General features: G+C 59.0%; 7 protein-coding genes. 3 read left to right on the forward strand and 4 right to left on the reverse strand.

The genetic code is table 11. From position 1 onward, the window contains the following. Positions 1-106: 106 nt before the first annotated feature. The 4 genes from FJD34_RS01740 to FJD34_RS01755 all read right to left on the reverse strand — a co-directional run bounded on the left by FJD34_RS01740 (position 107) and on the right by FJD34_RS01755 (position 12,264). On the reverse strand, positions 107-4,279 hold the full coding sequence (locus FJD34_RS01740; protein ID WP_090291124.1) for a hypothetical protein: 4,173 nt from the start codon (positions 4,277-4,279) through the stop codon (positions 107-109). 164 nt (positions 4,280-4,443) lie between these two features. Beyond that, positions 4,444-6,672 carry a 1,4-alpha-glucan branching protein GlgB gene (gene glgB / locus FJD34_RS01745; RefSeq protein WP_090291123.1) on the reverse strand — a complete coding sequence of 743 codons (2,229 nt, stop codon included), beginning with the start codon at positions 6,670-6,672 and terminating at the stop codon, positions 4,444-4,446. 142 nt (positions 6,673-6,814) lie between these two features. Beyond that, the gene (gene treS, locus FJD34_RS01750) at positions 6,815-10,120 is read right to left on the reverse strand and encodes a maltose alpha-D-glucosyltransferase (RefSeq protein ID WP_032860366.1); all 3,306 of its coding nucleotides are present in this window, start codon (positions 10,118-10,120) and stop codon (positions 6,815-6,817) included. 170 nt (positions 10,121-10,290) lie between these two features. Then, positions 10,291-12,264, reverse strand: a complete 1,974-nt coding sequence (locus FJD34_RS01755) for an alpha-1,4-glucan--maltose-1-phosphate maltosyltransferase (RefSeq protein ID WP_090291122.1) — start codon at positions 12,262-12,264, stop codon at positions 10,291-10,293. A gap of 200 nt (positions 12,265-12,464) precedes the next feature. Between FJD34_RS01755 and FJD34_RS28020 the strand changes: the two genes are divergently transcribed. From FJD34_RS28020 to ccoG, 3 genes are all read left to right on the forward strand, one after another. Beyond that, on the forward strand, positions 12,465-12,623 hold the full coding sequence (locus FJD34_RS28020; protein ID WP_167360821.1) for a hypothetical protein: 159 nt from the start codon (positions 12,465-12,467) through the stop codon (positions 12,621-12,623). 142 nt (positions 12,624-12,765) lie between these two features. Continuing rightward, positions 12,766-13,323: a hypothetical protein gene (locus tag FJD34_RS01760; protein ID WP_090291121.1), complete on the forward strand. Its 558-nt coding sequence runs from the start codon at positions 12,766-12,768 to the stop codon at positions 13,321-13,323. Between the two features lie 275 nt (positions 13,324-13,598). Next, the gene (ccoG, locus tag FJD34_RS01765) at positions 13,599-15,014 is read left to right on the forward strand and encodes a cytochrome c oxidase accessory protein CcoG (RefSeq protein WP_090291120.1); all 1,416 of its coding nucleotides are present in this window, start codon (positions 13,599-13,601) and stop codon (positions 15,012-15,014) included. Positions 15,015-15,024 lie beyond the last annotated feature (10 nt).

Consider the following 15,024-nt stretch of genomic DNA (forward strand, 5'->3'; position numbering starts at 1 on the left):
TTAGTTCTGACAGTGGCAGCCCTTTGCGGCTATTGCTAACGTGGAACAAGCACTGCACAGGTTCAAGTGCAGTCGAGAAAGCCATGCCAACTCGATGCGTCCGGCACTATTGGAACACCTGAGCCTCGCCACCGACGGTCGCCGTTATCCAGCGTGGTTCCATGGGGTCACTCCAGACTGAACTGGGTGGCGTCGCCCCATCGCTGATCAGGATGCGCCGGCCCGACAGGCTCCACTCCTGCATACGCGCCTTGAACTGGGCCGGATAATCCGCCGCTCGGCAGGTGATGCCGGCCCAAGGGTCGACGACCCACGCCTCATCCCACTCCGGCCCGACGAAACCTTTGCTCCGAGGCTGGCCAGGAGGCCCGCCGACGACGGCGAACGTATGGCCCTTGACCTGTGCGATCCGTGCATTGCCGCCACTGGCATTGATCGTATCAACGGCCACCTTGGCCATCTGGTCACAGTTGCCGGCCCCAGTCTTCAGGACCATTTCGGAATAGTTGGGGGCGCCTGTGCGTGTGTAAAGCCAACCCACCATTTCCGACGCAGTCTGGTTGCGCGTGACCTCCCCCGCAAGACCAGGGACCTGCTGATTGGCAGATCTGATGCCTGTGGCCTTGAACTGCTCGTCAACCGCTGTCCTGCCCCCCTCTGCATATAAACGGTTCTGCTGTTCAGTCGGCAGTTGGGCAAAGTCAGCCTGTTTCTTGATCGGCGCGAGCCGCACCGGTTTTGCCGCGACCACCACATGTCCAGGATTACTCCCCGCCGCATACACCCCCATCAGGACTTCGCGCTGTTTCTCGGGGGAAAGCCCCTGCAGTACTTTAACAAGATGGTCCACTTCCGCAGGCGACATGGGCTCATCAGCGACGATTTTCTTGACCAGTCTGTCAAGACTGGGCAGTACCACCAACGGATTGTCTGGAAGACCTTGCGCCACAAAGCCGTAGACATCCTTGTATTGGTCGTACTGCTTGATGAATTGAACGTCCAGCGGGTCATTACGGGTCATACGATGAAAGTCGAGCTGGCCGTTGCCGTTCAGTTCGGCGTAGTAATAAACACCGGTATCGGCCTCGACCACCACGTATTGCCGATTGTCGTGGTTGATCTTAAAACCTCTGACAACACGCTGGTCATTGCTCAAATCGCTGATCGCATCCATTTTGATCACGACCGTTTCCTGGTTGATTGGCCGAGGTACACCAAAATCGTCATAACCAAAATCCGGCTCGTTGACCTGAGAGCCAGTGGTACGACTCTTGTAAGTCACAGGTTCCACGCTTGCCATCGGCAACAGTTCCTGATTCCCCGCTTCATTGACGCGGTAACGTCGATGTTCATGAATCACCGTACGTGGCCCTTTCCCTGGCCCGGCCCCCGGAATCAGTCGTCGATGTTCCAGTGCCTGTGCATCCTGGAAGACCGACGTTCCACCAGGCTCGATCTGTTTGGTGTAGCACAGGTCGCTCAGGTCACGCTTAAGCCGCCGCCCCCCGCCGCCACAGGTCATCACAAAGCCTTCAAATGGCCCTGTATCTTCGGGCCCGCCCAGTTTGACCAGGCTTTCGGGTTTGGCCGGGTTATAGCGATAGACATCATCGCCGACCACCACATCGCTGTACTTGTGCCTGTTCAATACCCGGGCCTGGTCACTGGAAATACCTTCGGGCACCCGTAATATCTGCCCTTGGGCAACGGGCCTGGGAGTCAGGGCGATTTTCGGGGAGACATCGTAACGACCTCGGCCGAGCAATTTCAGCACGCTGGACTGTTTGAACTGCGCAATGCCGGCCTGAACATTCTGCAGATGCGTCCCCCCGAACTTCAACAGCCTGCTCCCACCGCTACTCAGTGCAGGCATCACAGGATCAAGGGGGTTGATATTACGCAGCGAAGAAACCGCAAATTTTTTGACCAGTGAGCCAAATTTAGGCAACAGCGCACGCACACCGATCTTGCCTGCGCTAGAAATCAAACGCACCGAGCCCGAAGCGAATTTGCCCGCAGGGCCGGCAAACGTTAGCAGCCCATCGGCAACGAGATCCAAAATACCCTGCTTGGTGTCACCCTTGACGAGACTTTCAATGCCGCTCCAAAACGGAATCACCATCTGAGCTGTACCTTTGACGCGCGTCCAGAAAGTCTCATCTTTTTTCTGTGCCGCACTTTCTCGCTCAGGATCGGACTCGGCCCACTCCTTCAATTGGTCTTCATCGACATAGAACAGATCATCAGTAACGGTCTTTGCGATGGCCGTAGACCGTTCAGACGTGATGGTTTGCGGCACGGTCGTTTTAGACGCAGTGGAAGATGATGAAAAGTGAGCGAGCTGTTGCGGGACAACGATAGAAAAATTGGGAGGTCTGGGGCCCTTGCCTGACTTGTAAGCCGTCCACTTTTTCTTGAATTCAGCCCTGCTACCTGCGCGGGTGTTGCGGACAACCAACTCTTCGGAAGGTACACCGTCATCGGAGTGCTCGATCGAAATGAAGTCTTTGTCGTAGCTTTTATCGGCCGGATTATAGGTCTCCAGAATCGGTTTCAAGTCGTCACGACGCCGGGCAATACCCTTTACCGGATTCATTTCGTAGTAGTTTGTCTCGCCCTCATGCACCGTCTTGAGAATGAACGCCGGGCGTGTGATTGCTGCCCTTCTCTCGTCATCTGTCTCATTGGCGGAGTTGGGTCTTGTCCTAAGTGCATATACCGTGACGTCACCCTGGTCGATGGCCCTGCGGTCTTTTAGCGGGAGTTGGGACAAGTGGCTGGTGACCAGCTTTCCATAAGCTGACTTTGTATCCCCCAGGTACTTGTCGAACGTGGTTTTGAACGTGGCGTCATCATAGACAGGGTATTGGTAGCTGATTTCGGCAGGTGTGATTTTCTCGCCATTGAGATGCCTATACAGAAGAAAAAGCGGGCTGAACAGGCTCAGCACTTCGGTGCGTGAAGTGCCCCTCTCCATACGCTCGAAAAAATCCTTGCGCACTGGCACATTCGCGGCCAATTGCTGGGTTGCCGACACCACCGTATCGACATGCGCATCAAGTGCGGCGACCGCTTTATTGATCTCCTCCTGGGAGTAATCTTGTTTTTGCGGGAGCACTCCTTGTGTCACGGCCCAATTCAACGTCGCGGGAATGCGGGTCGATGCAATGAGCGCCCACTGTTCGTCTGTGGTCGCTTGCTCGCTGAGCTTGCCCGGCAGATCAACCAGTTCCTGGAAACTCATGCGCCGCGAAGAGCCCGGCTCGATCGCTTCAGCCAGGCTGACACCATGCTTGAAGTTCACCCACACAGCCGTTCCCTGGTAAGGCAGTTCTGCGGGGATATCACGTACAGCAAAGTCCGCCGGGAATTGTGGCCGCAGAATATAGGCCGCCACATTCGCCTCGGCGGCGGACAGCTTCTGTGAGTCGACAAGATGTTGCCTGAACGCCTTGCCGATGGCCGGGTAATTCATATTCCATTGTTCACCCGACGCCAGCGGGAAACCGGCAATCTGCCCGGGCTTGCGGGTCTGTACCGGGTCCAGGCTCAAGCCCAGCGCCTTGATCAACAACTTGACCTTTACCCCTGGAGCAATGACCCCGTCCAGCGGAAACTCTGCACCGCCCAGTTTCTTCAGCAACAGTTGCACAAGTTCATCTGCCTTGGGTGACGCGAGTATCAGTTCCAATACCCCAGCCGGCGTGCCCTGCGCTTTCTCAAGCGCCTGGGTGGAGAGTCCCTCGGTCAAATGGCTCAACAAAGGTTTTTTGTACTTTGCCTCTAGCTCGCCAACCCAGTCGCCGATGGCCTGGTCATTGCTAGCCTGCAACAACCCATCGAGGTCACTTGAAGCATCATCCAGGCCCAGAGAGATTTCGCTGCGGGTCTCTTCCACGGCATTGATCGCCGCTTGCAGTTGCACTGGGGTCTTGGGGTCGGATGGCACAATGCCGTAGAACCTGAGCATGTTATCGAGACGATTAGTGCCCGGCTGGGTTGAGCCGTTCAGCGGTATGAGTGGTGAGTCTTTATTGAGGAACAAGCTTTTGTTCGCGGCGGTATTCGAGGCGTTAAGCTCGCGCAGGACCCTGAGTATTTCGTCCAGATCCCCCAGCTTTCCCCGCACCTCGGCCCGTTGCGAACCGATGGGTAGCCCTGGTGTTTGCTGCACCAGGGCCAGGCTGGATTTGCCCTGGGCTACGGGCGGCGCATCAACCGGGGGCGCGACGGGAGAGGAAAGAGGTGTGTGTCGGGTATTCAGATGGACAGGCATCATGGTTTTCGTCTCTGGCAGTGATACACACGTACAGCAACGAAACGCGCGGGACTGGGAAGCTCCGCCTGATCGCTGACAGTCTTGTGTGGATCACACGTAAGAAAATGTTCCAGAGGGATTGGTAACAGTGTTCGTCAGGCCAACGGCGCGGGCTCCTACAGTGTTTACTCCTGGCGCAGAATCAGCACAGCGAGCGGCGGCAGATTCAGTGCCAGCGACACCGGTTGCCCATGCTGCGGCTCGTCCAGGGTAAAGGCTGCACCGCCATTGCCGTAGTTGGAACCTGTGTAGGTATCGGCATCGCTGTTGATCACCTCTTTCCAACTGCCGGCAAAGGGCACGCCCACCTTGTACGCCTCACGGGGCACCGGAGTGAAATTGGCCACTACCAGTACCGCCTTGCCGTCCTTGCTCCAGCGCAGCCAGGCATAGACGCTGTTGATTGCATCGTCGCCAATCAACCACTGAAAGCCTTGGGGCGCAGCGTCCTGTTCATGCAGTGCTGGTTCTTCGCGGTACAGGCGGTTGAGGTCGCCCACCAGTTTCTGCACGCCCCGGTGTTCTGGGTATTGCAGCAGGTACCAGTCCAGTTGCTGGTCGTGGTTCCATTCGCGCCATTGGCCAAACTCGCAGCCCATGAACAGCAGCTTTTTGCCCGGATGCATCCACATGAAGCTCAGGTAGGCCCGCAGGTTGGCGAATTTTTGCCAGCGATCGCCGGGCATTTTGTCGATCAACGAGTGTTTGCCATGCACCACTTCATCATGGGAGATCGGCAGCACAAAACGTTCGGACCAGGCATACACCAGGCCGAAACTCAGTTCATTGTGATGATGAGCGCGGTACACCGGGTCTTGCTGGATGTAATGCAGCGAATCGTGCATCCAGCCCATGTTCCACTTGTAGTTGAAGCCCAGGCCACCTTGCTGGGTCGGCTGGCTGACGCCCGGCCAGGCCGTGGATTCCTCGGCGATCACCAGGGCGCCGGGAGCTTCCAGGGCAACCACATCATTGAGGTGACGCAAGAACTCAATGGCTTCAAGGTTCTCGCGCCCGCCGTGGCGGTTGGGTACCCACTCACCGGCCTTGCGTGAATAGTCGCGGTACAGCATCGAGGCCACTGCATCCACGCGCAGGCCATCAATATGGAAATGCTTGAGCCAGTGCAACGCCGACGCCAGCATGAAACCATGGACCTCAGTGCGCCCCAGGTTGTAGATCAGCGTGTCCCAATCCTGGTGAAAACCTTCCAGCGGGTTGCCGTATTCGTACAGCGCGGTGCCATCGAACTGCGCCAAGCCATGGGTGTCAGTGGGGAAATGTGCTGGGACCCAGTCGAGAATGATGCCGATATCCGCCTGGTGGCAGGCATTGACGAAGGCGCCAAACTCATCCGGTGAACCGAAGCGCGCACTGGGCGCAAATTGCGACAGCGGCTGGTAGCCCCAGGATCCACCGAAGGGATGCTCCATGATCGGCATCAGTTCGATATGGGTAAACCCCAGTTGCTGCACATAAGGAATCAGCCGTTCGCCCAGTTCGCGCCAGCCGTATTGGCGCGACACTTCGCCCAACTCGTCGAGCTCGCATTGCCAGGAGCCGACGTGCAGCTCATAGATCGACAGCGGCGCACTGGCCGCCTGCCGTTCGCTACGGGCTTGCATCCAAGCCTCATCCGACCAATCCACTTGCAGCGGCGCGGCGACTTTTGAGGCGGTGTCGGGCGGCAGCTGTGTGGCCAGGGCCATGGGGTCGGCCTTGAGTGGCAGGATGCCGGCAGCGCCGAGGATTTCGTATTTGTAGGCGGCCCCCGGTTGCAGGCGCGGGATAAAAATTTCCCAGACCCCAGCCGGGTGGCGCAGGCGCATGGGGTGGCGGCGCCCGTCCCAGATATTGAAGTCGCCCACCACCGAGACCCGTCGCGCATTCGGCGCCCATACCGCAAAGCGCACGCCCGGGATGCCGTCGACGCTCATCACCTGGGCGCCCAGGCAGTTGCTCAGGTCACGGTGATTGCCTTCGGCGAACAGGTACAGGTCCATTTCCCCGAGCAACTGGCCGAAGCTATAGGGGTCTTCGGTGATCTGTTCGCCGCCGGCCCACTGGATCTTCAGCAGGTAGCCCTGGCGCGTGGCGAAATGCCCGACAAACAACCCCGGGATGGGCGTGGAGTCCAGGCAACCAAGCACATCACCGCTGTCACGGACCAGCACTTGCACGCTCAAGGCCTCGGGCAAAAACGCGCGGATCACCTGGCCGCCCGCCTCGTCCTCATGGGGCCCGAGGATCGCAAAGGGATCCGGGTGTTCGGCCCGCACCAGGGCTTCGATATCCTTGGGCGCAGGCATGACAGCAAACTTCGATTGCAGCGGTTCTTTGTGTGTAAAGCTCATGATTTCTCCCACTGCTTGCCCATTTTGGAATAGCTGGCCAAGGCCCCTGTAGGAGCTGGCCTGCCAGCGAAAATCGTCAACGATAATCCGGGCCAACTGGCACCCCGCGTTGCTCTCTGGCTCTTCGCCGGCAAGCCGGCGCCTACAATAATCCGTGCAATCCGCGTAATGGCACCGCCAGCCACGCGGGGCGGTTCTGCGCCTCGTAGGCCACTTCGTACGCAGCCTTCTCCAGGCTGAACAAGGCCAGTGCCGCCTGCGCGCCGTTGGCATCCTGCCAGTCATGCGCCAGTGTAGACGTAGCCTGTTGATACGCCTGGATAAATGCCTGCCGTGCTTCGCTCAGGTAGCGATCAGCCACGCGCTGGCGGGCAGCCTCGGCATCGGCCGAGTGGTCCAGGCCTTGCCCTTGCACATTCAGGGCCATGGCGGCGGCATAGTCGAATGAACGCAGTACACCGCTGACGTCCTTGTACGGGCTGTGCTTGCCTCGCCGTTCGTGCAGGGGCCGCGCGGGCTCGCCTTCGAAGTCGATCAGATAGGCATCGCCCTTGACCACCAGCACCTGGCCCAGGTGTAAATCACCATGGACCCGGATGCGCAAGCCGCCCACCGTGGCTTTCGCCAGATCCTGCACATGGCTGGCAATCGCCTTTTTCTGCGCCAGCAGTTGAGTGACCAATGCCTGGTCGGCGGGGTTCAATTGGCTTTGGTGTTGTTTGAGCAACTGCAAGGCGCGCTCGATCTGCGCGCCCACCTGTTTGGCCCAGCCCTGGCTGTCCTTGATCGACGTCACTTGCGGCTTGAAGTCCGGGTTGCTCGTTGGCGCGGCCAGGACGTTGTGCATTTCCCCCAGCCGCTGCCCGAGCAAGCCGGCGAAATCCGCCAGTTCGCCAAGGGCGTTATAGTGCTGCTCCTGCTCGGAAATGGCTTCGGCCAGTTCATCACGAATGGCCCGTTCCAGGTTGTTCTGGGTCCAGCCCCAGGCATCGCCCTGGTTACTCAGGTAACCCTGGGCGATCATCAACAGGCTATCCTGGCCCTCGTTATCGCGGCGGATCACCGAGCCCAGCAGCGGCGAGATATGAGCGTAGCCAGCGGCGGTCAGGTAGGCGCCCATTTCCAGTTCCGGGTGAACCCCGGCGCTGACTTTGCGGATCAACTTCAGCACCAGGCTTTCGCCGACCACCACTGAACTGTTGGATTGCTCGGCAGCCAGGTAGCGCACTTGCAACTCGTCGCCCGCCGGTAAGTTGGCCAAGTGTGGGGTCGACTCGAAACGAATCTCGCCGTCGCTGCTGCTGAGCACGGTCTGCGCGCGCAGGCCCTCGATGACGGCGCGGATATAGCTATCGAGACTGAAGGCATCGGTGATCAAGCCCACCTGGCGTACTCGGCGTACCCGCGCCAGGGCCAATTGTTGCGGCAAGGCACTGGTGAACTGGTCTTCACCCAACAGGCCGAATGGCAATTGATAACGACTGGTCTGCCCAGCGCTGGTCACTTCTATCTCACTGAGCAGCACCGGATGCTGGGCGTCGCCAAAGCGCACGCCATAGGCGATATGCACGTGCTCGATGGTTGACTCCTTATTGGCGAACCAGCGCCGCTTGGGCAGCCAGGTGGGCAACGAGGTTTGCTCCAGGATGGTGCGGCATGGCACTTCGAGCAATTCTTCGAGGCGTTTCTTCAGGACCAGGGTGGTGAAGTCCGGCAAGCTCTGGGCCGGTTCCACGTGCCAACTGGGCATTTGGTTCTCTGGCGCAAGAACGAACCAGTAGAAGCCGTATGGGGCCAGGGTCAGCAGGAAATTCAGCTGGCCAATGGGCGGGAATGCGTTGCCGCCGAGCATCTCCACAGGAACCATCCCCGCGAAGGCCGACAGGTCCAACTCCGCCGCCTGGGCCGTGCGCGAGACGTTGGCCACGCACAGGATGATTTCGTGCTTGCCGTCGGCGCCAGTGTATTCGCGGGTGTAGGCGAGAATCCGGCGATTGCTCGGTGAAAGCATTTTCAGGCTGCCGCGCCCGAACGCCTTGGACTGCTTGCGGATTGCCAGCATGCGCCGGGTCCAGTTCAGCAATGAATGTGGGTCCTGGGCCTGGGTTTCGACGTTGACCGACTGATAACCGTAGAGCGGGTCCATGATCGGCGGCAACACCAGGCTGGCCGGGTCGGCGCGGGAAAAACCGCCGTTGCGGTCGATGGACCATTGCATCGGCGTACGCACGCCGTCACGGTCACCCAGGTAGATATTGTCGCCCATCCCGATTTCATCACCGTAATACAGGGTCGGTGTGCCAGGCATGGACAGCAACAGGCTGTTGAGCAGCTCGATGCGTCGGCGGTCGCGTTCCATCAGCGGCGCCAGGCGCCGGCGAATCCCCAGGTTGATACGCGCACGGCGGTCCGCGGCGTAGTAGTTCCACAGGTAGTCGCGCTCTTTGTCGGTGACCATTTCCAGGGTCAGCTCATCGTGATTGCGCAGGAAGATTGCCCATTGGCAATTAGCCGGGATTTCCGGGGTCTGGCGCAGGATATCGGTGATCGGGAAGCGATCTTCCTGGGCCAGGGCCATATACATGCGCGGCATCAGTGGGAAGTGGAAGGCCATATGGCATTCGTCAGCGTCGTCGCCCTTTTGGTCGCCAAAGTACAGTTGGGTGTCTTCCGGCCACTGGTTGGCTTCGGCCAGCAGCATGCGGTCCGGGTAATGGGCGTCGATCTCGGCGCGGATCTGCTTGAGCACCTCATGGGTTTCGGGGAGGTTTTCGTTGTTGGTGCCGTCGCGCTCGATCAGGTAAGGGATGGCATCCAGGCGCAGGCCGTCGATGCCCATGTCCAGCCAGTAGCGCATCACTGACAGCACCGCCTTCATGACTTGCGGGTTGTCGAAGTTGAGGTCCGGCTGGTGGGAATAGAAGCGGTGCCAGAAGTATTGGCCGGCCACCGGGTCCCAGGTCCAGTTGGACTTTTCGGTGTCGAGAAAAATGATGCGCGTGCCGTCGTATTTCTGCTCGTCGTCGGACCACACGTAGAAATCCCGGGCGCTGGAGCCAGGCTTGGCCTTGCGTGCGCGCTGGAACCACGGATGCTGGTCGGAGGTGTGGTTGATCACAAGCTCGGTGATGACCCGCAGGCCACGCTTGTGCGCCTCGGCGATAAAGCGCTTGGCGTCGGCCATGGTCCCGTAGTCGCTGTGTACGCCACGGTATTCAGCGATGTCATAGCCGTCGTCACGGCGCGGTGAGGGATAGAACGGCAGCAGCCAGATAGTGTTCACGCCCAGGTCGGCGATGTAGTCGAGTTTGGCGATCAGCCCGGGGAAGTCACCGATGCCATCGTTGTTGGCGTCGAAATAGGATTTGACGTGAACCTGATAAATCACCGCGTCCTTGTACCAGAGCGGGTCTTTGATGAAGGTGGCAGCCTTGGGTTTCTTCGCCATTGGAAACTCCTGGAGAATGCAAAAAACTTACGACGGGACTCGGTCTATGTGAGATCGGCTCTTGTGTGGGAGCGGGCTTGCTCGCGAAGGTGGTGTATCAGTCAACTATCAACCAACTGATCCACCGCTTTCGCGAGCAAGCCCGCTCCCACATTTGATCTGCATCCCATTCAAGACTGGGTGATGCGCCAGATGCCAAACGGCATCTGGGGCTCGATGCGCATCCATTGGGTCTTGCCGTACCAGGTCCAGCGATGGCCACTCATCAGGTCTTCGCCCTGGGCCTGGGCATCGTCCGCCAAGCCCATTTCCCACAGCGGCAACTCGAAATGGGCCTCCTGGGCGTTGAACGGATCGAGACTGACGGCAATCAGGATGAAGTTGCTGGCGTCCTCGCTGCGCTTGCCGAAATACAGAATGTTGTCGTTAAAGGCGTTGTAGAGCCTCAAGCCCAGGTGCGTCTGCAGCGCCGGGTTCTGCCGCCGGATGCGGTTGAGTTGGGCGATCTCGGCAATGATGTTGCCGGGGGCGCTGAAGTCTCGGGGGCGGATCTCGTACTTTTCCGAGTCCAGGTACTCTTCCTTGCCCGGTACTGGCGCGCTCTCGCACAGTTCAAAGCCCGAATACATGCCCCACAGGCCCGAGCCCATGGTGGCCAGCGCAGCGCGTATGAGAAAGCCGGCGCGGCCGGACTCATGCAGGAAACCGGGGTTGATGTCCGGTGTATTGACGAAAAAGTTCGGCCGGTAGCATTCACGCCAGGGCGACTGGTTCAACTGGGTGAAGTACTCGCTCAACTCGGCCTTGGTGTTGCGCCAGGTGAAATAGGTATAGCTCTGGGAGTAACCGACCTTGCCCAGGCGCGCCATCATGGCCGGCGTGGTGAAGGCCTCGGCGAGGAAGATCACGTCCGGGTGTTGTGCGCGTACATCGCTGATCAACCATTGCCAGAACGGCAGCGGCTTGGTGTGCGGGTTGTCGACGCGAAACGTCTTCACGCCCTCCTCGACCCAACCCAGCACAATGTCGCGCAACTCCAGCCACAGGCTGGGGATCGCATCGGCGGCATAGAAGTCGACGTTGACGATATCCTGGTATTTCTTCGGCGGATTTTCCGCATATTTGATCGTGCCGTCCGGGCGCCAGTTGAACCAGCCGGGGTGTTGCTTGAGCCACGGGTGGTCCTGGGAGCACTGGATGGCAAAGTCCAGGGCAATCTCCAGGCCGTACTCGGCGGCGACGGCCACCAGGCGGCGGAAGTCTTCGCGGGTGCCCAACTGTGAATGGATTGCGTCGTGACCGCCCTCCTCGCTGCCGATGGCATAAGGACTGCCAGGGTCATCGGGGCTGGCGCTCAGTGAGTTATTCCGGCCCTTGCGATGGCTGCGGCCGATGGGGTGGATCGGCGGGAAGTACAGCACGTCAAAGCCCATGTCGTGGATCATCGCCAGGCGTGAATGCACGTCATTGAAGGTGCCGTGGCGGGTCGGATCGTCAGTGATCGAGCGCGGGAACAGCTCGTACCAACTGGCAAACAACGCTTGTGGACGCTCCACATCCAGTGCATAGACCGAGCTGATACTCAGGTAGGGCCGCAGGTCAGCCTGGGCCATCAGCTGTGCACTGTCTTCGTGCAGGAACAACGCGACCTGCTCGGTTTCCAGCAGCCCGGACAACTGCTCATGCAACAGCCGCAAGCGTTGTTGCAACAGGCCGTCGCTGCGTTCAGCCGCTTGCAGGACCTGCTGGCGACCTTCCTGCAGTTCCAGGCTGACGGGGACGCCAGCCGTGTGTTTTTTGCCCAGTTCGTAGCAGAAACTGGCGAATTGATCGATCCAGGCTTCGATACAAAACTGGTGTGGGCCTTGCTCGGTCACGCTGAACGCGCCCCGCCAGGCATTGTTGCCCTGGTCGCCCATGGGCACCTCGTGCCAGGTATCTTTGCTCAATGGCCGCCAGCGGATCAACACCGCCAACGAGTCATGACCGTCGGCGAATACCTTGCTGGTGACATGGATCTGCTGGCCTTGCACGGCCTTGACCGCGAATGCGCCAGCATCGATCACTGGCATCGTGTCTTCTATGGCGATCCTGGGCAGCAACAGCGCCTGGGACAGCGGCAATGCGGGTATTTCAGCAGTCATCGAGCATCTCCCCTTACGCCCAATGGGCGCTCTAGTGCTTGATAGTCAGTGCTGCGGGCAGCCTCTCCCTGAGCCGGCCGTATAAAGTCCGAGCCCGGCCACCTTTGAAAAGTTCAGGTGGATGTACCGCCACCGGGCGGGAATCAATTGGCCAAGGCGATTGTCCATCGATTGAGCAAAGCACAAACGAGGCCACCGCGATGAACATCCCGATTCCCGCTGAAACCCCAGACCCGAATATCGATAAACCCACCCTGCCGCCGACCGAGCCGCAACCGGTTCCCGAACAGGAGCCACCTGGCAGCCAGCCCCCGGCGGTGGAGGAACCAGTGAAACCCATGTCGCCCGTGATCGTCTGAGCAGAGGATGCGACGACGAAATTTCCGACGGATGTAAAAGGTATGTCCTCAGGCAGTTCTCACCCCCCGAGTTGATACTTGTCTGGCGCCCCGAAACCAGGGAGGGCGTCACGACACTTCAACTCGCAAGGTGAAAAAACACATGTCATCCATTAATACAGGATTGAACGCCTACCGTCCGTTGCCCCCGAACGACCCCACGCCACGCGCCAACACGCCCGCCGAGCAAGCGAGCATGCAACGCCTGAATGATATTCGCAGTCTGTTGAGTGAGCAGAATATCGACGCCATGTTACGTAATCCCGAATCTCCCGCCGTAGCTGAAGTACTCGCTCAACTGAGCAGATTGATCAACAAGGATACCCTCAGCCTAATGCGCCGTGACCCTTCGGGGGATACCAGCAAGGCCCTCAGCGCTATCGCCACGTTGTTGAGCGAGAGTGCCATCCACAAACGTACGAACGAATCCCTGGGCGCCTATGTCAAGAGCGAAGCCAGGAAGTACGAGGCAACGCGTTTCGATAACCTCCTGCGGCTGAGCCTGGCCGATCCTGAGGCGGGGTGGGACACGGCCCAGGGGATATGGAGCGAGTTGCAGGCCTCGATCCTTGCTTCACAGGCACACGCAGGTCAAATCAAAAGTAACGCCAGCACGCTCAGGGGTTACGGTGAGCTGTTCAACATCGACAAAGACAAGTAATCAGCCCTCTGCCGATCCACAGCATCACACTGTCGACAGTCGCAAGCCCCCAAGGCCAGCACCAGTGATTCGGTGATTTGATTGATCTGGATCAGCATGCCCTGAGTACGCTTGATCCAGGCACCCGCCCCAAGCATGCGGGGTGCTGCACATTGTCGCAGCGGCACCTGAAAAAACCATCTGATCCGCTTTTTATCGATTTACCTGAGTCTGTTATGCAAACAGATTGCGCCGCATAGTTCATCCGCCTGATGGAGGCTGATGAGCGAAAGACCATGAGCGATAGAATCCCCGTCCGATTAGTAGAGCATTTCGAGCCTGCACATCCAAAGAAGATGAAGGCCAAATCCAGCGACAACCAGATTCACACCCGCAGTTTCACCGGCCTGTTCCGTACCTTGCGCATAAGCGGTGCGGGCTGTTTGTTCCTGGCCTTTTTTGGCACCGTGTGGCTGAACTGGGACTCACGCCAGGCGGTGCTGTGGGATCTGGCTGAAAGCAAGTTCCATATCTTTGGCGCAACCTTCTGGCCCCAGGACTTCATCCTGTTGTCGGCGCTGTTGATCATCTGTGCCTTTGGGCTGTTTGCCATTACGGTATTTGCCGGCCGTGTGTGGTGTGGCTATACCTGCCCGCAAAGCTCGTTTACCTGGCTGTTCATGTGGTGCGAGAAAGTCACCGAAGGTGAGCGCAACCAACGAATCAAGCTGCAGGCCGCGCCCTGGGGTGTGAACAAACTGGCGCGTCGTGCCGCCAAACACACGTTGTGGCTGGCGATCAGTGTGCTGACCGGCCTGACGTTTGTCGGCTATTTCACCCCGATCCGCCCCTTGGCCGAAGAACTGCTGACCTGGCAGATGGGCGGCGTCAGCCTGTTCTGGGTGCTGTTCTTTACCGGCGCCACCTACATCAATGCCGGTTGGTTGCGCGAAGCGGTGTGCATGCACATGTGCCCGTATGCACGGTTCCAGAGCGTGATGTTCGACAAGGACACCCTGACCATTTCCTACGATGCCGCCCGTGGCGAAAGTCGTGGCCCGCGCAAGCGTGATGTGAATCCCGCCGATGTCGGCCTGGGCGACTGTATCGACTGCCACCTGTGCGTGCAGGTCTGCCCTACCGGCATCGATATCCGCGACGGCCTGCAAATGGAATGCATCGGCTGCGCAGCGTGTATCGATGCCTGTGATTCGATCATGGACAAGATGGGCTACGCGCGAGGTTTGGTGGGTTACACCTCCGAGCACCAGTTGCAAGGTGGCAAGACACATCTGCTGCGACCACGGTTGATCGGCTACAGTGCGGTGCTTCTGGTGATGATCGCGGCCCTGGTGATGGCATTGGTGCAGCGCCCCATGGTGTCGCTGGACGTGACCAAGGACCGGGGCATGTTCCGTGAAAACAGCCAGGGGCTGATCGAGAACATCTACAGTTTGAAGATCATCAACAAGACCCAGCAACGCCAGGATTACCGCGTGGAACTGGTAGAGGGCGATGGCTTTGAGCTGCAGGGCAAGACCGAAATCAGCCTGGCACCTGGGGAAATCACCGATGTGCCGGTTTCGGTGGCGCTGACCCGTGACAAACCAACCAGCAGCTCGCAAACCATCCGTTTCAAGGTGACGGATATAGATGAGCCAAGTGTTTATAGTGTCGCCGACAGCCGTTTTGTGGCGCCGCTGAACCGTTGATATCCACGGT

Source organism: Pseudomonas brenneri, from assembly GCF_007858285.1.
In the GTDB taxonomy this organism is placed as follows: Bacteria; Pseudomonadota; Gammaproteobacteria; order Pseudomonadales; family Pseudomonadaceae; genus Aquipseudomonas; species Aquipseudomonas brenneri.